This window comes from Snodgrassella sp. W8132 (assembly GCF_016100865.1).
Lineage (GTDB): Bacteria > Pseudomonadota > Gammaproteobacteria > Burkholderiales > Neisseriaceae > Snodgrassella > Snodgrassella alvi.
On record NZ_JACFRQ010000001.1, the window covers coordinates 1,339,296 to 1,361,014 of the forward strand.

General features: G+C 42.1%; 21 protein-coding genes. 8 read left to right on the forward strand and 13 right to left on the reverse strand.

Annotated elements, in window-relative coordinates; all coding sequences use genetic code 11:
* Positions 1 to 15: 15 nt before the first annotated feature.
* Entirely contained in the window at positions 16 to 1,953 is a 1,938-nt protein-coding gene (locus H3U82_RS05920; protein WP_078474341.1) for a MacB family efflux pump subunit, read from the reverse strand.
* Between the two features lie 3 nt (positions 1,954 to 1,956).
* Positions 1,957 to 3,144 (reverse strand): efflux RND transporter periplasmic adaptor subunit, encoded by a 1,188-nt coding sequence (locus H3U82_RS05925; protein ID WP_078474340.1) that lies wholly within the window; start codon positions 3,142 to 3,144, stop codon positions 1,957 to 1,959.
* An 851-nt stretch (positions 3,145 to 3,995) separates the two neighbouring features.
* Here H3U82_RS05925 and coaD point away from each other — a divergent pair.
* Positions 3,996 to 4,511: a pantetheine-phosphate adenylyltransferase gene (coaD, locus tag H3U82_RS05930; protein WP_025330283.1), complete on the forward strand. Its 516-nt coding sequence runs from the start codon at positions 3,996 to 3,998 to the stop codon at positions 4,509 to 4,511.
* Positions 4,512 to 4,619: 108 nt separating this feature from the next.
* Here coaD and H3U82_RS05935 read toward each other — a convergent pair whose 3' ends face one another.
* Positions 4,620 to 4,964, reverse strand: coding sequence for an antibiotic biosynthesis monooxygenase (locus H3U82_RS05935; RefSeq protein ID WP_100125244.1), 345 nt, complete (start codon positions 4,962 to 4,964; stop codon positions 4,620 to 4,622).
* Positions 4,965 to 5,195: 231 nt separating this feature from the next.
* Positions 5,196 to 6,089: a LysR substrate-binding domain-containing protein gene (locus H3U82_RS05940; RefSeq protein ID WP_171991472.1), complete on the reverse strand. Its 894-nt coding sequence runs from the start codon at positions 6,087 to 6,089 to the stop codon at positions 5,196 to 5,198.
* Positions 6,090 to 6,194: 105 nt separating this feature from the next.
* Here H3U82_RS05940 and H3U82_RS05945 point away from each other — a divergent pair, with 105 nt between their 5' ends.
* From H3U82_RS05945 to H3U82_RS05960, 4 genes are all read left to right on the forward strand, one after another.
* On the forward strand, positions 6,195 to 6,599 hold the full coding sequence (locus tag H3U82_RS05945; RefSeq protein ID WP_078474338.1) for a CidA/LrgA family protein: 405 nt from the start codon (positions 6,195 to 6,197) through the stop codon (positions 6,597 to 6,599).
* A 36-nt stretch (positions 6,600 to 6,635) separates the two neighbouring features.
* The gene (locus tag H3U82_RS05950; RefSeq protein ID WP_198209639.1) at positions 6,636 to 7,325 is read left to right on the forward strand and encodes an LrgB family protein; all 690 of its coding nucleotides are present in this window, start codon (positions 6,636 to 6,638) and stop codon (positions 7,323 to 7,325) included.
* 388 nt (positions 7,326 to 7,713) lie between these two features.
* Positions 7,714 to 8,451: a hypothetical protein gene (locus tag H3U82_RS05955; protein WP_198209641.1), complete on the forward strand. Its 738-nt coding sequence runs from the start codon at positions 7,714 to 7,716 to the stop codon at positions 8,449 to 8,451.
* Between the two features lie 169 nt (positions 8,452 to 8,620).
* Positions 8,621 to 9,991 carry an NAD-dependent succinate-semialdehyde dehydrogenase gene (locus H3U82_RS05960; protein ID WP_198209643.1) on the forward strand — a complete coding sequence of 457 codons (1,371 nt, stop codon included), beginning with the start codon at positions 8,621 to 8,623 and terminating at the stop codon, positions 9,989 to 9,991.
* 98 nt (positions 9,992 to 10,089) lie between these two features.
* Here the strand turns inward: H3U82_RS05960 and H3U82_RS05965 are convergent, their stop codons facing one another.
* The 9 genes from H3U82_RS05965 to gluQRS all read right to left on the reverse strand — a co-directional run bounded on the left by H3U82_RS05965 (position 10,090) and on the right by gluQRS (position 19,433).
* Positions 10,090 to 10,578, reverse strand: coding sequence for a hypothetical protein (locus tag H3U82_RS05965; protein WP_198209645.1), 489 nt, complete (start codon positions 10,576 to 10,578; stop codon positions 10,090 to 10,092).
* Between the two features lie 28 nt (positions 10,579 to 10,606).
* On the reverse strand, positions 10,607 to 10,969 hold the full coding sequence (locus tag H3U82_RS05970) for a DUF423 domain-containing protein (protein ID WP_084565425.1): 363 nt from the start codon (positions 10,967 to 10,969) through the stop codon (positions 10,607 to 10,609).
* Positions 10,970 to 11,338: 369 nt separating this feature from the next.
* On the reverse strand, positions 11,339 to 11,620 hold the full coding sequence (locus H3U82_RS05975) for a hypothetical protein (protein ID WP_084553978.1): 282 nt from the start codon (positions 11,618 to 11,620) through the stop codon (positions 11,339 to 11,341).
* 260 nt (positions 11,621 to 11,880) lie between these two features.
* Positions 11,881 to 12,000 (reverse strand): cytochrome bd-I oxidase subunit CydX, encoded by a 120-nt coding sequence (gene cydX / locus H3U82_RS05980; protein ID WP_025330274.1) that lies wholly within the window; start codon positions 11,998 to 12,000, stop codon positions 11,881 to 11,883.
* Positions 12,001 to 12,064: 64 nt separating this feature from the next.
* Positions 12,065 to 13,213, reverse strand: coding sequence for a cytochrome d ubiquinol oxidase subunit II (gene cydB / locus H3U82_RS05985; protein WP_110414027.1), 1,149 nt, complete (start codon positions 13,211 to 13,213; stop codon positions 12,065 to 12,067).
* A 9-nt stretch (positions 13,214 to 13,222) separates the two neighbouring features.
* The gene (locus tag H3U82_RS05990) at positions 13,223 to 14,767 is read right to left on the reverse strand and encodes a cytochrome ubiquinol oxidase subunit I (RefSeq protein ID WP_084565427.1); all 1,545 of its coding nucleotides are present in this window, start codon (positions 14,765 to 14,767) and stop codon (positions 13,223 to 13,225) included.
* 378 nt (positions 14,768 to 15,145) lie between these two features.
* The gene (locus tag H3U82_RS05995; RefSeq protein ID WP_025330271.1) at positions 15,146 to 16,801 is read right to left on the reverse strand and encodes an amino acid ABC transporter ATP-binding/permease protein; all 1,656 of its coding nucleotides are present in this window, start codon (positions 16,799 to 16,801) and stop codon (positions 15,146 to 15,148) included.
* Positions 16,798 to 18,501 (reverse strand): thiol reductant ABC exporter subunit CydD, encoded by a 1,704-nt coding sequence (cydD, locus tag H3U82_RS06000; RefSeq protein ID WP_171991503.1) that lies wholly within the window; start codon positions 18,499 to 18,501, stop codon positions 16,798 to 16,800. Before cydD ends, H3U82_RS05995 begins: the two co-directional genes overlap by 4 nt.
* Before the next feature lie 38 nt (positions 18,502 to 18,539).
* Positions 18,540 to 19,433 (reverse strand): tRNA glutamyl-Q(34) synthetase GluQRS, encoded by an 894-nt coding sequence (gene gluQRS, locus H3U82_RS06005; protein ID WP_198209996.1) that lies wholly within the window; start codon positions 19,431 to 19,433, stop codon positions 18,540 to 18,542.
* 261 nt (positions 19,434 to 19,694) lie between these two features.
* Between gluQRS and tsaB the strand changes: the two genes are divergently transcribed.
* Genes tsaB through H3U82_RS06020 form a run of 3 tightly spaced genes read left to right on the forward strand, consistent with a single transcriptional unit; the run spans position 19,695 to position 21,666 of the window.
* Positions 19,695 to 20,378 (forward strand): tRNA (adenosine(37)-N6)-threonylcarbamoyltransferase complex dimerization subunit type 1 TsaB, encoded by a 684-nt coding sequence (tsaB, locus tag H3U82_RS06010; RefSeq protein ID WP_025330268.1) that lies wholly within the window; start codon positions 19,695 to 19,697, stop codon positions 20,376 to 20,378.
* On the forward strand, positions 20,375 to 20,806 hold the full coding sequence (rimI, locus tag H3U82_RS06015; RefSeq protein WP_037393521.1) for a ribosomal protein S18-alanine N-acetyltransferase: 432 nt from the start codon (positions 20,375 to 20,377) through the stop codon (positions 20,804 to 20,806). The genes tsaB and rimI overlap by 4 nt, the downstream gene beginning before the upstream one ends.
* A complete protein-coding gene (locus H3U82_RS06020) occupies positions 20,800 to 21,666 on the forward strand; it encodes a uracil-DNA glycosylase family protein (RefSeq protein WP_198209647.1) in 867 nt (288 codons plus the stop codon). The genes rimI and H3U82_RS06020 overlap by 7 nt, the downstream gene beginning before the upstream one ends.
* Positions 21,667 to 21,719: the final 53 nt, after the last annotated feature.

A 21,719-nucleotide genomic window follows, 5' to 3' on the forward strand; every position in this document is an offset into this window, starting at 1 on the left:
TCAGCATCAACACAATTAATCGCGTGATAGCGCATCAATAGGATTAAGCTGCGAAGCACGTTTTGCCGGCATAAAACCAAACAGCACACCAATTACACTTGAACAAAGTACAGCCATCACAATAGAGATGGTTGAGAATGACATGGCAAAATCTGTTGCCAGCAAATTAAACAGCATACTGATGGCAAACGAAAACAGCACACCAACCAACCCGCCAATCAGACAAATCAGCACCGCTTCAATCAGAAACTGTTCAAGAATATTGTGCTGACGTGCACCGATAGCCATGCGTATACCAATCTCCTTCACCCGCTCGGTTACCGATACCAGCATGATATTCATCACCCCGATACCGCCTACGACTAGAGATATCAGCGCAATACTTGATATCAGCAGAGTCATGGTGCCGGTAGTACTTTCAATTGTCTGCTTAATAGTGTCACTGTTACGGGTAAAAAAGTCCTCTGCACCATGACGTACTTTCAGTAATTCAATAATGCCTTTTTCTGCCGTTTGTGAATTGACATTATCTTTTACCTTCACTGTGACTGAAGTAATGTATTTAGAGCCGGAAATCCGGTTCATCAGCGTGGTATAAGGAGTAAACAGTTGTAAACTGTCACTGTCCGAAAAGCCGTTATTATTGGGTTCTGTTACTCCGATAATACGCAACGGCCGTTTATTAAACAGAATAACCTTTCCCAGCGGATTAGTACCATCTGCAAACAATTTGTTTTTGGTATTGTCATCAATTACGACTACCTGACTGTTCTGAGTTACATCATCCTCATTAAACAGCCGGCCAAAAGCAAGCTTGATACCGCGTACATCAAAATACTGGTCACCTACACCGTATAGCTGAGCTGAAAGAGACTGATTATCATAAGTCAGCGTACCACTGGTATTAACACCCGGAGTGACACTGTCAACATAATCCTGTTGCTTCAGAACCTCTGCATCACCAACAGTCAGCGTTTTAATACGGGAAGAACGGCGATCCCCATATCCGTAACCAGGATATACGGAAACCGTGTTTGTGCCCATAGCATTGATGTTTTCAAGAATTTTTTCCTGCGACCCTCTTCCCAGTGCCACTACCGACACCACTGAAGCAATACCGATAATAATGCCGAGCATCGTAAGAAACGAGCGCATCTTATGCGCCATAATCGCCTGAATAGACATCAGAAAAGATTCAAAAAACTGATCACGGTAAAAATGCCATGAATTACGCTCTTCAATACTCTCAATATTGCTGGGCGGTATATCTGTATTCTTACTGTGGTCGGCGATAATCCGTCCGTCACTAATTTCAATTACCCGGTTAGCATTAGCAGCAATTGTCGGATCATGTGTAACCATCACAATGGTATGACCGGCATCATGCAGTTTATGCAGGATTTCCATCACGTTTTTTCCGCTACCGGTATCCAGCGCACCTGTTGGCTCGTCCGCCAGAATAATTTCACCGCCGTTCATCAGCGCACGGGCAATACTTACCCTCTGCTGCTGACCACCAGACAGTTCACTGGGACGGTTTTCTTCCTTACCGGCAAGCCCGAGCTGAGCCAGCAACTCATCCGCCCGTTTCATTCGCTCATCGTATTCCATACCGGCATATACAGCTGGCAGGGCTACATTTTCACGTGCTGTTAATGTGCCGAGCAGGTTATAGCGCTGAAAAATAAAACCAAAGCTGCGACGGCGCAAAGCGGCCTGTTCATCTGCAGTCATAGCAGCAGTTTCTACGCCGTCAATTTTGTACGAACCGCTGGACGGCACATCCAGACAGCCAATGATGTTCATCAGAGTAGACTTACCCGAACCGGACTGACCGATAATAGCTACAAAATCGCCTTTTTCTATGCTCAGATTAATATCTTTGAGCACCTGAACCCGGTTTTCACCAGTGCCGAACCAGCGATTGATTGCCTTAATTTCCAATAAACTCATGGCTTACATTCTCGGACCACGCATTTTAGGTTCTTTGCTGACACCATTTTTAGCGTCTGCCTTGCTCAGCGCAGATAAAACTACCCGGTCACCCTCTTTCAGGCCTGATTTCACTTCTGTGCGCATACCGTCTGTAATACCAGTTTCAATCTGTTTTTCCTGAACCTGCTGATTATCGCCCAGCACCTTCACCACTTTTTTACCACGGTTATGCCTGATTGCCTGATTCGATACAGTCAGTACATTTTTAACAGATTTCACAAAAATATTATTCTGAGTAGTCATCCCGATGTGCAGTGTGCCATCATCATTCGGAACCAGAGCCCGGGCATAGTAATAAATAGCTGTATCAGTTGTATCCGTACTGGTGTCATAACTTCCCTGAGACATCTTGGTTAACCCCGGATCTACTGCTTCAAGAGTAGCTTTACGCACTTTGTTATTGTCCGCCAGTGTAGTAAAAGTTAAATGCATTCCTGCCTTAACCTTACTCATGTCGCCCTCGGCAATCTGCATTTTATTCAGCATTTTGCTTAAGTCAGCCAGCTGTACAATCGTTGGCGTATTCTGGCTGGAGTTCACAGTTTGTCCCTCTTCTACTGGAATGGATACAACTGTACCGTCCATCGGAGCAGTAATGCGGGTATAGCCTAAATCCGCTTCTGAAGTGTTAATGGCAATCTGTGTTTGCCGGATTTGTGACTTCAGCTCAGCCACGTTAGCCCGTGCTGCGGCCAGATTATCCTGAGCATTATCAAAATCTGCTTTAGAGGTAGCATCCTGCCCCATCAGCGCGCGTTCACGGTCAAATGCACGCTGCTTCATTTTCAATGCAATTTGAGCAGATACCAGCTGAGCACGATAAGTATCCAGCTTAGCTTTATTAGTGTTGAGGGTATTTAACTGGGTAGTGGAATCAATATCAGCAATCAAATCACCTTTTTTAACCTGCTGACCCAGTTTAACATACAGTTTTTTGATCTGGCCGGAAGCCTGAGCACCGACATCAACCAATTGTGCCGCCGCAATTTCTCCTGTGGCATTAACTGTCTGCATGATATCGCTGCGGCGAACATCATCTGTCACAAAATTCATCTGGTCTTTAGGTTTAAAAAACAGGCTCCATACAACAGCAGCCAGCACCACCACAACTAACAACCATACAAACCTTTTAACCCATTTTTTTTTCATTTGCTTAATAATCCGTATATCACTCAAATTTTGCTCTAATTAATAAATTTAATAAATAGCGGCAAAAGATTAAGATTGTAAAGGATGAAAACCATTCTCATCAATATATCATGTTAGTTATTAATATCTGATATCCATTATTAATTTATGAATATTAAATAATAATCCAAGCTCTTTATAAAATCATATATATTAAATCTTTGCTTGCTTAAAAAATATAATGATAAAATTTTAAATGATTTCAACAAAATACACATTTTACTGATACTCAAATATGAATAAGAGTCTGAAAATATATTTAACTGTTCATTAACTACAGAGTCGCTGCTCCATATCGAAATTCTGCTAATAAAAATATAGTAGTTATTAAGAAAAACCGCCACTACAAATACAGCAGAAAAATTAAAGGATTCCACTTTTTTAAGTATTTTTTAATAAAATTAATAAAATCAACATAAAAAATTATCTAAATAGAAATTAAAAAACTCCTCTTTTTATATGAACCGTTAAAACAAAATGACGAAACCTAATCTGAATATTCATATATGGCAAAATTAAGCAGGCAAACTACTTACTATTTATACTATTAAAACAAAAATGATTATTTTATAATATTTCATATTATTCTTTTGAATTCTTTACCTTTATTCGGCTTAATATTTTCTTTCCCACATAAAAAAACATTTATGTTTTGACAATGCACACACAACTGATTAAGCTGCGCAGCTTTGTACTGACAACATTGAAAAAAATAATAACTGTTTACAATTAAATCAATCATGTTCAGCAGATAATATCTGCATACTGGTTATTTTTCCGGCACATGAAAAAGCAGTTTGGAATAAGCAACAATGACTAATTCAACTACCCGCCGTGCAGTCTATGCCGGCAGCTTTGATCCCCCTACCAATGGTCACTTATGGATGATTCGTGAAGCACAACCATTATTTGATGAACTAATCGTCGCTATTGGTGTTAATCCGGAAAAAAACGCCACATATTCAGTTGAAGAGCGCAAAGAAATGCTTCAGGCTATCACGGCAAATTTTCCCAATGTTAAAATCTCCAGTTTTCAAAATCAGTATCTGGTTAATTATGCACGCAGTATTGGTGCAGATTTCATTATCCGCGGTATCCGTACCGCTTCTGATTATGAGTATGAGCGTTCCATGCGCCATATCAATCATGACTTACAGCCGGAAATTTCCACTATCTTCCTGATACCGCCGCGTGAATATGCCGAAGTATCATCAACCATGATAAAAGGCATGGTCGGACCGCAAAACTGGCAGGCCATGATTCGCCGTTATGTCCCTGATGCAGTTTATGAAAAAATTATGCAAGACCATATGTACACTGAGAATTGAACAGACAGAATGATCCGGGCAGTCGCAACCTGAGTGCCCGGTTCAGAGACTGATTTTGCATTAATCTTGATTCTTGACTAATAGGGTAGCTGATTATCAGCTACCCTATTATCCATCTGGTTTTAAAACAGAGGATTCAAAAAATTTTTCATATTCAACTTTACAGATACGAATTGAATATTCTTCGTACCATTGTTTGATATCCATCTTTTTCCCCTCTATGTGCAGCGTATGGTTTTTCCATTTATCAATAGCCTCTAGTGTTCGCCAGTATGAAACTGTAATACCGATTCCTTCTGCGTCTCTAACACTGTCCGCTCCTAAAAATCCTTCTATTTTTTCGGCTTCAATTAATAAATTTTGTGCCATCTCTAAATAGCCAAAATCTCCCGGGCTGCGTTTAGAGGTAAAAATAACGGCGTAATAGGGTAATTCAAACACTTTACTGATCATTTAAAACCTTTTTACTCTTGATTGCCGTATTCTGTAATGGAAAGTGATAAAAGGGTTTTTCCGGTTATTATATGAATTTATCCCTAGCTTTTTTTAAATAACTCTTTGTAAAAATATAAATCATTATCATTCTGCAAACAATAAAGCAAGCTATTTTTCAGGCTGCTGTTTGTCATTGGTTACTATTTTGTCTGCATTTTTCAATACTCTGCTTACTTATACGTTAAACAGTTATTTGGAAAATTCCTCTCTGATAACTTTAAGCCATGCTTTTACAGCCGGTGTCAGTTTTTTGTGACGAGGCCACGCCATAGACAAACTCCAGTTAATTGCCGGATCGGTTAACGGAACAGCTGCAAATATTTTATCGTCAAATTCATCCGTATAATAACTGGGCAGTAAAGCAATGCCCATTTCTTTTGCTACCATATCACGCAAAAGTTCCCACTGGCTGGTACAGCAAACTACATTTGGCTCAAATCCCTGATCATGACAACCATTAATAACACGTTCAAATAAAACAAAACCGCGACTAAACAAAATAAAAGACTCATCACGCAAACTGCGCAAAGACATAGATGCAGGTATTTTTGCTAACCGTTTACGCGGAAACAGTACCATCATCGGGTAATCGCATAAAGGAATATAATCAAATTCATCACTTACCGGTAACAGTAACTGACCTACATCCAGACGGTTATCCAGCAAGGCTGCTTCAATATCACGAGTACCGGCTTCAATAAAAGCCAGCTCAATATCCGGACATTGCTGATGAAAATTAAAAAAAGCCGGTGTTAGCAAACGGCTCCCTAGTAACGACATACCGATACGCAATGTACCCAATTTTAGTTCACGATAATCTTCTACCTCCTGTTTCAGCAACGACACCTGATTAAGTATCTGTAGAGAATGTTCATATACACGCTTACCAATTTCTGTTGGTAGTACCTGACGCTTGCGTCCGTTTTCTCCTTTCTGCAGTAAGGCTACATTTAAATCATTTTCCAGTGCGTGAATTATTTTGCTGATACTCGGTTGGGATAATGCCAGTTTTTCCGCAGTAACTGAAAAGCTGTGATTCTGAACCAGAGTGACCCAGCATTGAAGTGCTTTTATATCAATCATAAATATTCAAAAAAAGAATAATAAAAAAATTATAATTCATATTATGCCTAATAAAGCTAATTATAATCAGTGGTTTCCAATAATTGGCTATAAGGAACAGCCAAAATGAATATGTTACACCTTCGCATGGCAAACTGCTTACGTATATGCGCACAAATTTTATTAATCATTTTATTTTGGCTGATAGGGCTGGGTATCGAAAAAGCTACTCATATCCCTTTATCTGCCGGTGTAATCGGATTATTTCTGGTATTGCTGTTATTACAGCTTAACATATTGAAATTATCATGGATTGCCAGTGGTGCGCAGGTTTTGCTGGGTGAATTAATGTTGTATTTTATGCCTGTTCTTGTTGCAGTGGTTCAATACAAGGCATTGTTTGCTGCTGAAGGATGGCAACTGATTATTAGCATCGTAACAGGTACATTTCTAGTAATGAGCAGTACTGCTCTGACCTTAAAATACTGCTATCGTCTGCGCCGTGTATGGATTAAACATCGCCATGTCTGAACTGGCATATATTTAATTTCTAACTGGATATCTGTTATGAATATAGTTGCTACCGGCTGTTTTATCTGGACAATTGCATTGTATGCACTGGCAAAAAAATGCTATCGCGCCAAACCGGTTATATTTTTGTCACCCGCCATTACTTTTAGTGTATTAACCATAGCCCTCATGCAATGGCTGGACATCAGTTATACACAATATAATCAATATACGCGTTATATTTCCGGCTTACTTGGCCCTGCCACTGTTGCTTTTGCCATTCCAATTTATCAATATCGTGATGTAATGAAACGTCAGTTACCGATTCTGATGACAGCTATTATTGTGGGAATGTTTGTCGGAGTGGGTAGTGCTTATCTGATGGCTCGTCTGTTTCATTTTAACCACGAAGTAACCTACAGCCTGATGGCACGTTCCGTATCTACTCCGTTTGCCATTGAGCTTGCTGACAAAATTCATGGTTCAGCGGCGCTGGTATCCGTATTCACCATCATAACCGGACTGGCAGGTATGCTCTTCGGTGATATCACACTGGCATTAAGCCGCAGCCGTCTGCATCTGGCTAATGGTGCTGCATTTGGTAATGCCGCACATGGATTTGGTACTTCGCGGGCAATTCAGCGTAATGCTGATGAAGGCGTGGTTGCCAGCCTGACTATGATTCTGGCTGGTTTATTTATGGTACTGGCCGGCCCCTTCGTAGTACGAGTCATAGTCTGGCTGTGATACTAAATTCTATTAGCATCAAATCAGATTTAAGTGCCAAACCAACATTACTGAATGCTTCTGTTGCAATGAATTTTATTCATTAAATAGAAGATTCTGATGATCAGATTGAAATTATTTCGTGTTATATAAAGAAGATATTAAAAATTAGAATGCTTTAGATTATCAATCTAAATTATAATGCCAGCTCCTGTTATTACATGAGTAAAATCACGGAATGATTATATTTATAAATTTAATTAATGTTCCAATACAAATTATGTAAATTTTAATTGAAATTCAATTAACTTAATTAAATTTTTTGTTTAGATTCGAAAGAATCAAAAACTATAGGCAATCTTACATTTTCACTTAAAAGTAAATTCTTACTAATAATAAAAAATACCCAATGAAAAACTTAAAAAAATTATTACTAGTCATCACTCTTTGCTTTCCTATGGTAAGTAGTGCTAACTGTGAAAAATGGATTAATCATTTACTTGAAAAATATCATTCTTCTCGCGACAGTGATAATGCAGTTTGTAAGATATGGCCTGCTGATAAAAGTAAAACAATTGTGGTTTTACCAATTCCTAATGAAATTGAAGGGACAATTTATTATGATCTTGATGTTTTGCTTGTGAATACGCAAAGTGGTGAATTAATTGCTCATAAATGGGAACAGGATGCATTTTATAGTGACGCTGTTGAATTAACTGATTTTGAAATCGATACTGCTCATTATCAGCTTAATAATGAATCCCGAGCTTTTGGTGTTCGTGCTAACTTTAGAAATTATTCCCGTATTTTTCCTTTCTCTGAACAAATAATTAATCTCTATGTGCAAAAAAATGAAAAACTGAATCTGGTTGTTAATAAGTTAGTATTAAAAAACGATGGTGGTGAATTGGATGATAATTGTATTGCTGAATTCCATAGCAAAAATGCTGCTTTATTATTAGGAAAAAACACAACCAATAATTATAAAGATCTGATTATTTCATATAATGAACAAAAACAAATTGGTAAATTAAATAAAAAAGGGAAATGTGTTGAAGAAGTAACTAAGTCAATAAAAAGAAAATACACATTACATTATAATGGTGTTGAATATCCTTTACCCAAACCACTACATTCATCCTTATAAGCTTCTTTACAGCAACTTTTCCTCTGCCGTACAATCATTAGCAGCTTTTGTTAACATTTATTAATCGAATTAAACCTGTTTCAGTATGATTCAGACAGCTGCTTTCTTCTGCTCTGCATTTTTACAGACAAAATATTCTTACAATCTTACTTGTGGAGGATAGCTGAACATGGCTTATCAATCTATCAATCCGTTTACTGGCGAGCTGGCCAGAACTTTTTCCAATCATACAGATGCTGAAGTAGAAAACGCACTGACTCAGGCACATGCTTTATATAAGTCTGAATGGTCGCAACCGGAAAATATCAGCGAAAGACAGGCATTACTACAACGCCTGGCTGAAATTATGACACGGCATCAGGAAAAAATTGCCCGTATTATCACATTGGATATGGGTAAACGTATTGCAGAGAGCCGTAATGAAATTGTTAATTGCATTGAAATTGTCCAGTACTATGCAAAACAGGCTGCAGAATTGCTAAAACCGGCGGCCTATCCGAGCAAACTGGGCAAAGGCTGGGTGGAACATCATCCAATCGGTATCATTCTGGCAGTTGAACCATGGAATTTTCCTATTTACCAGCTTATCCGGGTTATTGCACCGGCTATTGCTGTGGGCAATCCGGTTGTAGCCAAACATGCCAGTAATGTTCCGCAATGTGCGCAACTAGTGGAAGATCTGCTGCATGAAGCCCAGGCACCAGCCGGTACTTATACCAATCTGTTTGTAACTCCTGAGCAGATAGAAACCATTATCGGTGACAAACGCGTACAGGGTGTGGCTCTGACAGGCTCAGAAGGTGCCGGCAGTATTGTAGCCGGACAGGCTGGCAATAAACTGAAAAAATCTACTATGGAACTGGGCGGTAACGATGTATTCGTTGTTACAGATGATGCAGATGTAGTAGCCGCCGCACATACCGCAGTAGCAGGACGCTTGTTTAACGCCGGTCAGGTATGTATTGCAGCAAAACGTTTTATCGTGCATGAAAAAGTGGCTGAACAATTCACCCGGATTGTTCAGGAAGATTTTGCCCAAGTAGTGATGGGCGATCCGCTGGATGAAAATACGACACTGGCACCACTTTCATCTCGTAAAAGCAAGGATACACTACAAGAGCAGCTTGATGCTGCCGTTGCTCATGGTGCTAAAGTTTTATGCGGTAACAAACCTGCTGAAGGCAATTTCTTTACCCCTACACTGATTACAGATATCAGCCGGGATAATCCGGCCTACTTTGAAGAGTTTTTCGGTCCCGTGGCACAGTTGTATATTGTAAAAAATGACGAAGAGGCAATTACACTGGCTAATGATTCTAATTTTGGTCTGGGCGGAACTGTTTTCAGTAAAGATATTGAACGCGCTAAAAAACTGGCTTCGCGAATTGAAACCGGTATGGTGTTTATTAACCGCTTCGGTGATTCCGTGGCTGAATTGCCGTTTGGCGGAATTAAACGTTCAGGCTTCGGACGTGAACTAAGTGATCTGGGCATTAAAGAATTTGTTAATCACAAACTTGTGGTACTTGCACAGGACTAATCCTCCTATTTATGCAAAAAGCAGTCTGTTTATACAGACTGCTTTTTTCAGATAATAACCAGTTACTGGCCATAAAACACCAACCATATCTTTACTGCTTATGGTTGTAGCAATTTGAATTCCACTTTATCAGGTAAGTTTTTAGGCACAATCAAAATTACAAACGGATGCATCTGATAACTTTGTCTTGCTCCAGAACGAATGCGTACATCTAATACCAGCTTATCCTGAGCATAATTTAAGGTTAAGGGCGTAATTTCCAGCTGCTTTTGCACGATTCCGGCATCATATACAATTACATCATGAGCTGCAAAATCAATAGGAGTTGGTTTCCCATTTTTCCCCATAGTTGCAGCCATACCGAAATAACGGGCAAACTCAACAGATGAACTAATGTGTCTCGGGACTAATCCGGTTACCGTATTTTTAATGAAGTAATTATCGGCCTGCTGATAAGCAACTGGCGACACTGATTGGTTGAAAACCTGAGCAGAACTATTAGCTGTAACAGCTGCTGAATGGCTACAAGCACACAGACTGCCTGCCAGTAAGAAACTCATTATCATTGAATAAACATTACCGCACATAGCAACCTCCTGTCAGGTTCCGTAAATTTTACTGCTGCTTAAAAGCCAGCCATGCCAGAGTCAGCCAGCCGGCAATCATTAAAACACCGCCAACGGGGGTAATTGCACCGAGCCAGCGTGGCAAACCCAAAGCCATCAGATACAGTGAACCACAAAAAATAATCAATCCCAGCTGTAGTAAAGAAAACGGTATTTTTACCATAAATGCCGGTACTGCTTTTGCCAGTACGCCTAATACCAGTAATCCCAATGCATGCCAGAAAAAATACTGTGTTGCTGTATGCCACCATTCCAGTTGCTGCACACTGGCCATATGTTTTAATCCGTGTGCACCAAATGCACCCAGCATTACCGCCAAAGCCAGATTAACTGCTGCTATACCTAACCACATATCAATTCCCCATTATTCAATTAATTAAACCGTAGATGTACCTGTTTTATTACAAACAGACTATTCAGCAAAGCGCAGTATAAAGGTCGGTTTACTGAATCTCAAATTACTTACACAAATACAATCATCGCAAATTTTCATTTTCTGCCCTTCATGCAAGTAAAAACCAAAATAAAAGCTGATGGAAAGATTATATTGCTGAAAATAAAATTTATAAAAACCAATCGAAAGAGTAAATTTTTCTCCAAGATACATTAATCTTTTCACTCTTTCTTCTAATTTTCATAATACTATTACCGATAAAAAAACTGACCAGTTACTATGAACAGGTCAGTTTTTCATCTTTTGATTGTAATAGCTATTTTCTATTTATTTACAGCTGATACCGCTAATTTGTGGCGTTTTTGCCGTACCTACTTTAAATATACATTTAGTGTCACTACTGCCGGTAACAATGAGATTACCGGAAGCAACGTTCATATTCAGAGGTTCTTTTACACCCATTTTTACTGCTGTATTGGCCAGTTTCTGTACCTCTTCCGGCGCATATGCAGTGTTATTACTGGCTACTTTGATTTCCTTAGCACTAACACCTGCTGCTACAACCAGCCCAATAGCAAAAATCAGACTATTACGCATAGATTTATTCATTCGGATTCCTTTCCGAAGATTATATTCATTAATTATACTAATACAAAAAACCAGCACTTTCCAGCAAAATACATCAAATTTACTGTAAATCAAACAATAATGAACAAATCATTTCAATAAATACAATTATTACCTTTGTATTACCTTTAGTATAAAAGAAAAAGCTGTATACCAAGCAAACTGGTATACAGCAAACCAAAGGAACTTTTTTAAAATTAATTAATTCAGTAACAGAATGTATCAGATTGGCATACACTATTTCATTGTTGTGATTGCTGATCTAACTTATCTCTGTCTTGCTGATATTCACCCCATAATGCATTTACTACTCCAAGCAGTATGGCAAAACCAATACCTAAACACCAGGCAAAATACCACATAAAATACTCCTTGTTTTACTGGCTTGTCTGCCGGCTAAAATACCAGCGGCAGACTAAGCCGAATTTAATACAGGCTATGGTCATTTTTGCGAATCATGTCGGTAGTTACCTTACCGCGCATCACCCGATAACACCAGCTGGTATAACACAACATTAGCGGCACGAAAATTAATGCCACCACCAGCATAATTTTAAGAGTAAATTCACTCGAACTGGCATCCCATACCGTCAGGCTGGAGCGCAAATCTGTGCTTGAAGGCATGATAAAGGGGAACATGGATACACCAGCGGTACTGATTACGCCGCCAAGACCCAATGCTGAAAACCAGAATGCTACAAAATTCTTCCCGCCTTTTGCCAGAAGCCATGCCACTATAAAACCAACATAAGCCAGTACCGGTATCACTAACAGCAGCGGATATTGCTGATAGTTATTCATCCATGCACCAGTGGCACTGACCACCTGTTTATTCAGCGGATCAGGTGAAGCTCCGGGCAAATAACTTCCCTCAACCATGCTGTAACCATTAATTCCCATATTGACCCAGATACCGGCCAGTGAGAATGCGATTACCACAACAATCAGAGCAATTGTGCTGGCACGCAGTGCACGTTGTCTTACCTGTTCATCTGTGCGCAATGCCAGATAAATCGCACCATGAAAGGTAATCATTGCAGCCGATACCACACCACACAACAAACTGAAAGGATTGAGCAAAGCCCAGAATGAACCAGTATAGAAAGAACGCAAATCATCATCAAAATGAAATGGCACCCCCAGCAGCAGATTACCGAAAGCCACACCGAAAATCAGCGGCGGCACAAAACTGCCGACAAACAGTAACCAGTCCCAGGTAGTACGCCAGCGGGCATTATTGATTTTACTGCGATAGTCAAATCCTACCGGACGGAAAAACATTGCCCACAGCACAGCCATCATTGCCCAGTAAAAGCCGGAAAATGCTGTCGCATAAGCATATGGCCATGCTGCAAAAATAGCACCACCACCAGTAAGAAACCATACCTGATTACCATCCCAGTGCGGGGCTATTGAATTAATAATGACACGGCGCTCGTTATCGTTTCTGCCAACAAACGGAAGCAGACAACCTGCCCCCATATCCTGCCCGTCCATGATGGCAAAGCCAATCAGCAGAACACCCAGCAACAACCACCAGATGAATTTTAATACCGAATAATCCAAGAATTCCATGGTCTACTCCTAATGTTCTGCTTCATTAGCATAACGCCCTGTACCCAGTGAACCCGGGCCCTGACGGGAAAACCGTACCATCAGATACACTTCCACAATTAATAAGATTGTGTACAGCGTTACAAAACCGAAAATTGATCCCCAGAGACTAGCAGCTGTCAGCGAAGAAGCCGAAAGATTAGTCGGTAGTACACCATATACTGTCCATGGCTGGCGTCCATACTCCGCAACAAACCATCCTGCCTCACAGGCCAGCCAGGGCAATGGTAAACTCCAGAACACCCATTTAAGCAACCAGCGTTTATCTGCAAAACTATTTCTAACCGAAGTATAAAATGCTACAACCATCAGCAACAGCAGCAGACAGCCACACAATACCATGATGCGGAAACTCCAGAACATCGGAGCGACACGCGGAATTGTTTCCCGGGCTGCATGTGCGATATCAGATTCAGTAGCCTGACGTACATCCGGCACATAGGATTTAAGCAGTAAGCCAAAGCCCAGATCATCGCCATATTTTTTCATGGCAGCCTGTGCTTGTGCATCTGTACGGTCTTTACGCAATGTTTCCAGCGCAATCACAGCTTCCCGGCCATTGCGAATACGCTCCGTATTCTCAGCAATGATTTCCTTAATTCCCGGAATCTGTTTATCCAGTGACCGGGTACCGATTAAACCCATTACCCATGGAATTTCGATAGCGAAATCATTTTCCATTTTCTGCTCATTTGGCAGAGCAATCAGATTAAACGAAGCCGGAGCCGGTTCTGTTTCCCACATGGCTTCCAGTGTCGCCATTTTAGTTTGCTGTGATTTTCCCACGGTATAACCGGATTCATCACCCAGGATAATAACTGACAGAATTGAAGCCACACCAAAAGCTACGGCAATACGAAAGCTTTTTTTGGCAAATTCGATATCCTGACGTTTCAGCAAATACCAGGCAGAAATAGACATCACGAAAACCGCAGCGGTTACATAACCGGCAGAGACTGTATGTACAAATTTATTCTGCGCTACTTCATTCAGGAAAATGTCAGTAAAACTGGTCATTTCCATACGCATTGATTCAAAATTGAAATGCGCCCCTACCGGATCCTGCATCCAGCCATTGGCTACCAGAATCCACAATGCAGACAGATTGGAACCAAGTGCCATAAGAATGGTAACTAATAGATGACCAGGCCGGCTCAGTCTTTCCCAGCCAAAAAAGAACAGGCCTACAAAAGTGGATTCCAGAAAAAATGCCATCAGCGCTTCAATAGCCAATGGCGCACCAAAAATATCCCCCACATAATGCGAATAATATGACCAGTTGGTACCAAACTGGAATTCCATTGTTATACCGGTAGTTACACCCAGAGCAAAATTGATGCCGAACAATTTGCCCCAGAATCGCGTCATATCTTTATATATCTGCTTACCGGTTAACACATAAGTGGATTCCATTATTACCAGAATCCATACTATCCCCAATGTTAGCGGTACAAATAAAAAATGATAAAGCGCGACCAGCGCAAACTGCAGCCTTGACAGTTCCACTAAATCCATGGCTTTGTTCCTGTAATTTATATTAATAAAAATTATATTTATCTTTAAACCGGCATTGATAAATATTTCAATTTAATAGAATTTAATATACTATACAAATCGGAAATATTAAACTAATGCATAAATTTAACAAATAAATATAGTTATTTAAGTTTACATTAAATATGTAAAATTAAAAATAAACTAAACTTCTATTGTTAAAAATATTATATATTTTACTTTTACATTATAAATGCTAAAAATATATATTTAGAAATTATAATACAATGTCTTTGTTAAAATTTGTTATTAGTTATTTATTTGATCTAGATCAAATAAAGGCAGCCACAAAATGGCTGCCAGAAAAGTAAATCAGCTAAAAATTTATTCAGAATTTATTCAATTTATTTGCAAAATCTGAGCCTCAGACCACGGATTAGTCTGATGGCTTGCTACAATCAGAATACCTTGCCGCTGATGCTGTTGCAGCACAGAAGCCAGCTCTGCCTGTGCCTGCTCATCAATACCGGCAAACGGTTCATCCAGTATCAGTATTTTATAAGGACGCAGCAGTAAACGTGCCAAAGCAATACGACGTGCCTGCCCTCCTGACACAGCTGCTCCATATTCTCCCAGACGTGTCTCCAGAAGCTGGGGCTGATTTTCAGCCCATACAGCCAGCCCGACGCTGGAAAGTACTGACCACAACTCATCCTCAGTAGCATCAGCTTTACCCAAACGCAGATTCTCAGCCAGAGTTAAATCAAATATATCCAGTTGCTGAGCCAGATAACCCACCTCTCCCTGCCACTGCCATGCTGAAAACGGTTGCTGATTACAACACAATTGCCCTGCTGCTGGTTCCAGTTCCCCCGCTAATACTGCCAGCAAAGTTGATTTCCCGGCACCAGATGCTCCTTGCAGCAACAAAATATTACCGTTAACCAAATCAAAACTGACATTTTCCGCTCCGTTCAGCGCATCCGGCCAGCGTGCCTGTAATGCACGCGCCTGTAAATGCAGTTGTGCCGGTAAAGGCTTTTTATCTGATTCTTCAACAGTCAGTGCGGGCGTAATTGCATTAAGACGTATGCATGCAGCCTGACACAGACCATAGGTCATCATATTCATACCCAGTACCAGCACCAGTTCTGTAAAACCAAATACAGCCAGCACCAGCGCCAGCAACATGGCTACTGAAAGGTTTGCATCGCCACCGAAACGCTCACTTCCCAACCATAACAAAACAGCCACTGCTGCAGCCATCAATACCTGCTGTAACAATACTACTCTTCCTGCCAGTTGCTGCTGATGCAACTGGCCAGAGACATAATATTGATCTTCGGCATGAAAAACCGTTGCAAAGCGTGACCATTGCTGCCATTGCAACAAAGCTGTTATTGCTTCAAGTGGTTGCAATAAAGCTGTACGCCGCTTTTCAGCCAATCCTGCCTGCTGTTTGCCCCAGTTTTGTCCGTACAGTGCAGCCAATGCCGGAATCACGACAGTTGCCAGAAATAATGGAATAGACAGATACAATGTCAGTTTGCTGCCGGCCACAATTAAAGTTAGCCCCAGAATGCCCAGCAACATGAATAATGCCCATAACCATGGCAATACAACATTAAGCGGCCAGTTATTCAGCAATTCAATATCACTCAGTAAAGAATGCATCTGCCGCAGAGCGTTCTGTTGCTGCTGTTTACCTGTAGCCAGACGAGAAAACAGCCCGCTGCGTAAATCAGCCAGAAGACCCAGTACTGCATCATGTGAACCAAGACGCTCACCATAGCGCCCCGCGGTACGCACAATCGCCAGCAAACGGATCACCCCTGCCGGAGTAAAATAGTTAAAGGTGTAAGCTGTTGCCAGACTTATTATTCCGGCCAGCCCGGCAGCAGTAATAAACCAGCCGGACAGAGCCAGCAGTCCGATACTGGCTATAGCCGTTACCTGCCCTAATAACCATGCCAGTAACCAGGCACTCTTGCGACTCAGCAATAAATTAGACAGTTTCAGCTGCTGTTGTGACCATAACAAATGATAACGCTTCATCGTAATTGCTCCTGCCGGTCAGTCAGCATGATTTCCCTATCAACCCATCCGGCAAAACTAATATCATGACTAACGAGTATCACCGTTTTACCGATACTCAGCTGCGCCAGCAACTGCATAATTTCCGATGCTGTTTGCGCATCCAGATGAGCGGTTGGTTCATCCAGCAGCCATAACGGTGCTTTTCGTAACAGCATTTGTGCCAGCGCCAGTCGTTGTAACTGTCCGCCGGACATTCCACGACCACGCTCACCCAGTTGTGTATCCATTTGATGAGGTAAACGCTGAATTAATACCCACAGTCCTACTTGTTGCAGTACCTGCTGCAATTCTTCATCCGTAGCATCCGGGCTGGCCAGCCGCAAATTTTCGGCAACTGATAGTGACAATATTGGTGGCGTCTGTGCCAGATAAGCCACCGACTGTCGTAATAGCGGTAAATTTAATTCAGCATAATTATGCTGATTGATCCATAAAGTACCAGAGTAAGGAGCAAACCCCAGTAAGGCCTGCAGCAGACTGGATTTTCCACTGCCACTCGCTCCTCTGAGCAGAACACGTTCTCCGGCTTCTATGCAAAAACTGAATTGCGGCAGACGGATACGTTCATCACGTCCGTATACCACCAGATAATCTGCGCGCAAACTGGGAGGTGTTTGCAATACAAAATCAACTTCTTCAGAAACAGCAGGAATATTTTCGACCACTTTATATAGTGGCATTAATGTCTCGGCTGCTGCCTCTGCCTTAGCTTTATCATGATAATCAGCACCAAGCTGACGCAATGGTGCATAAAATTCCGGCGCCAGCAATAAAATAAATAATGCCCCCTGATAAGGTACCGGTATTTGTCCGTTTGCCCAGGGCAATACGCCCAGCAGCCCGAGACCCAGATAGACAGCCACCAGTGCAATCGCCAGTGAAGCAAACAGTTCCAGAACGGCTGTAGACAGAAATGCCAGCCGTAATACCGCCATTGTTCGCACCCGATAAGACTCAGCAGCGGCATCAATAGTCTTCTGTGCCTGCAACTGAGCACCTAAACGACGTAACGTGGGCAGACCCCGCAGCAAATCCAGAAAACGTCCGCTTAAAGCCGCCAGTGCTGAAAACTGCGCACGATTTTTACGTGCTGCCGCCTGTCCGAGCAAAATCATAAAAATCGGAACCAGTGGCGCAGTCAGCAATAATAGTGCAGCAGCAAATGGACTATAAAAACAGGTAGCCGCAGCAATCAGTACCGGCATCAGTACTGCAAGTTGCTGTTGCAGAACATAACGGCTTAAATATCCATCCAGAGCATCTACCTGTTCCAAAACCATTGTAGACAGAGCTCCATCACTGCCATACTGGCTACGCTCAGGTCCCAGTAATGCCAGTGCTTTCATTAACTGACTGCGTAACTGTAATCTGATTGCCACACTTGCCCGTAATAGCAACCGGTCTTTAAAATAGTTCAGTAACGGCCGCAACAGCCAGCAGATTAATAGATAAGGTAAAAACTGAAATAAAGTCTCAGTTACATCCTCTCCATTAAGCCACAAAGCAAAAAGGTTAGCCAGTAGAGCACTCTGTACAATAATTAATACGGCTGCGGTAACCATCAGCACCCATGCCAGCCGGTATGAGCGGTGTTGTCGTTTTTGCCATAAGCGCAGATAAAATCGCGGAGCAGATGCATGTAAGTTACTTCGAACCAACCCTTTTCTCCCTCGTTGTCTAAAACTTTCTATCAGCATTAATTTGTTGCAATTGCCTGTGGTGAAATACGCTTAAGCTGCCAGTGCTGCACCGCCCAGCTCAGCAAATCAGACAGACTATCCACCTCTGGTGCCTGCGGCTGCCCGAGATAAGTGAGAACCTGCCGCAGTAAAGTTTCACGCCGGCGCAAATCTAATGCAGGTGCCTGCGTCTGTTTTGACCATTTTTGTCCCAGCGTATTAGTCAGCAACGGTAAATGAGCATAAGCCGGCTGTGAAAAACCCAGTAACTGCTGTAAATAAATCTGACGGGGGGTAGATAATAACAAATCCTGACCGCGTACTACATGATTGATTCCCTGATCCGCATCATCAACTACGACCGCCAGTTGATAAGCCCAGAAACCATCTGCCCGCAACAAAACAAAATCGCCCACATCTCTGGATAAACACTGTTGCTTATAACCTTGTACTGCATCCGTAAAACCGGTTATATCTGTACCAGTCCGCAAACGCCATGCCGGCATTTTCTCTGAACAGACAGACATATCTGCATTCAAAGATGCACAATGTCCGCCATAAATAAAACCATCCGTACCCATGCCCTGTGCTTCAGCCTGTATCGTTTTTCGGCTGCAAAAGCACGGATACACCAGTTCTTGCGCTTTCAATCGCGCCAGAGCTGCAGCATAAAGGTGATGACGCTTGCTCTGATAAACAACTTCACCATCCCAGTGCAGTTCAAAAGCTTCCAGTGCAGATAAAATAGCTGCTGCCGCACCCGGCATTTCACGCGGCGGATCCAGATCTTCCATCCGCACAAGCCAGCGTCCCTGCCGGCTGCGCGCATCCAGATAAGAAGCTACCGCAGTAAGCAGCGAACCAATATGCAACAAACCGGTAGGGCTGGGGGCAAAACGCCCTACATACAACTCATCCACAAACAACTTCCATTCTTAATTCAATTTCACAGCCGGCACAGCTAATATAACTTAACATCACACCCGAAAAAGTACAAACCAGCCGTGATAATTAATCACTAAATCTAGAATATAAACAATTATTTATCAAAAAATTACCCAAAAATAGCATTTATTACCCTTACCTATAACTTTACTCTGGCACAATATTTAACCTAAAAAATAAAGGCATAAAACGGTATAATTCAATTTATCCGAATACATTAACACATCATGATTAGCAATGATTCACGTCTGCTTGTAATCGATACCAGCACCAGTTATCTGTCACTGGGACTGCATCACAACGGACATACTGACAGCATCTGCGAAGCAGCCGGTGCAAAACAGTCTGAACTGATATTACCGCGTATACAGCAGTTACTGGCAGAATCCGGACTGATACTGTCTCAGCTGGATGCCATCATTTACGCACAAGGCCCCGGTGCTTTCACCGGATTACGCATTGGTCTGGGTGTAGCTACTGGTTTAGCATTGCCATTCAGTCTGCCACTGATTGGCATTCCCTGTCTGGATGCTGTAGCTGCTCTTGCACCGGATCAGCCTTGCGTACTGGCCGCAACAGACGCACGTATGAACGAACTATTCTATGCATGGTATGACACCCATAATCATAAACGTCTGAGTGATTATCTGGTGGGTACTGCCGAAAGCATCTGTCTGCCGGCCGGTCAGCATCAGGCTACAGGTATCGGTAATGCTTACGGGCTGAATATCAATTTACCCGTATCAGGGCAGAATCTTATGCCCGGAGCTCAGGAGTATGTGCAACTGGCCTTATCCGGTCGTTACAAAGCAACTGATGCTGCTCATGCCAGCCTGCATTATGTCCGCAATAAAATTGCCCTGACAGCTGCCGAACAGGCTGCCAGACGAACTGCGAGTCAGATAGCATGAATATCCGTGCCGCCACTCTCGCTGATGTCGCCGCTCTGCATGAGCTTGAAAAACAGTGTAATCCGGCGCCATGGTCAGCAACACAACTGGCCAATACGGTTTATGCACCACAACCTGTATGGGTAATCGACCTGCCTGTGCATGGAATTGTCAGCATGCTGGTCTGGCAAAAACTGCCTGAGGAAGCTGAAATTCATTTACTTGACACCCATCCAGATTTCAGAAGGCAGGGTTATGCACAACAATTACTGGAACATTTATTCCAGCATGCAAAGCAACAGCATCTGAACCGGATATTGCTTGAAGTGCGTGCCGGCAATTCCGGTGCACTGCAACTGTATACAAACAATGGTTTTGTATCCTGTGGCATACGTAAAAATTATTACCAGAATGGTGATGATGCTGTATTAATGGAAAAACCATGCTAGACAGCCGCTATCTTTATCTGCACGAAGCGCTGGGTCTCGGCCCCATGTGGTTATCACAAACTGCTTATCTGATACCTTCCGAAATTACAGAAACAAATACGCCAGTAAAAAACGATACCCGGCCTGTTGCGCGCTCTGTTCCGGACAATTCTGTCCGTTCACAACCAGTGAGAACTTCTCACCAGACGTCGCCGGCTGATATTACTGCAACTCAGCCAGCCAACCGGCATCGTGACGCACTTCGGCAAATTATCAATCAGCCGGCAACTGAATCTGTAACACAGATTACCAAAGAAGATAACACTAGCAAAATCAGCCCCATTACCACAAGTGATAAATTAAATATCAGCTTCGAATCCATTCCGGCAACACTGGCTGCATGCACTCGCTGCAATTTGCATCAGGAGCGCTGCACTCCACTTCCGGGATATGGTGCAAGCAATGCACGGCTTCTGGTTATCAGCTCTAATCCTGCACCGCCCGACGACAGCAGCAGGCAGCTTTTCAGCGGAGAAGTCGGCAAATTGCTCAGCAATATGCTGGCAGCCATCAATATTACTGCTGAAGAAGTTTTTTTTACCAGCCAGGTGAAGTGTGCGCCTAATGTCAGCCTGCGCATTACTGATGAGCATCTGCAAGCCTGTTTGCCTTATCTGAGTGCTCAGATCGAACATATCCGGCCTCAGGCTATTCTGCTGCTTGGGCAGATATTCAGCCAGCTCGACCAGACAATACTGGCACAAAATCTGCACAATACTCCTTACGTAATATCGCCCCACCCTGCACGATTATTGCGTCAAAGCCATTTAAAAGCCAATGCATGGACAGCACTTAAACAATTGCGCAATTTCTTACAATAATCTGTTAAAAAATGTATCTTTATAAGGTATAAGTCCGCACAAGCCAAAACATC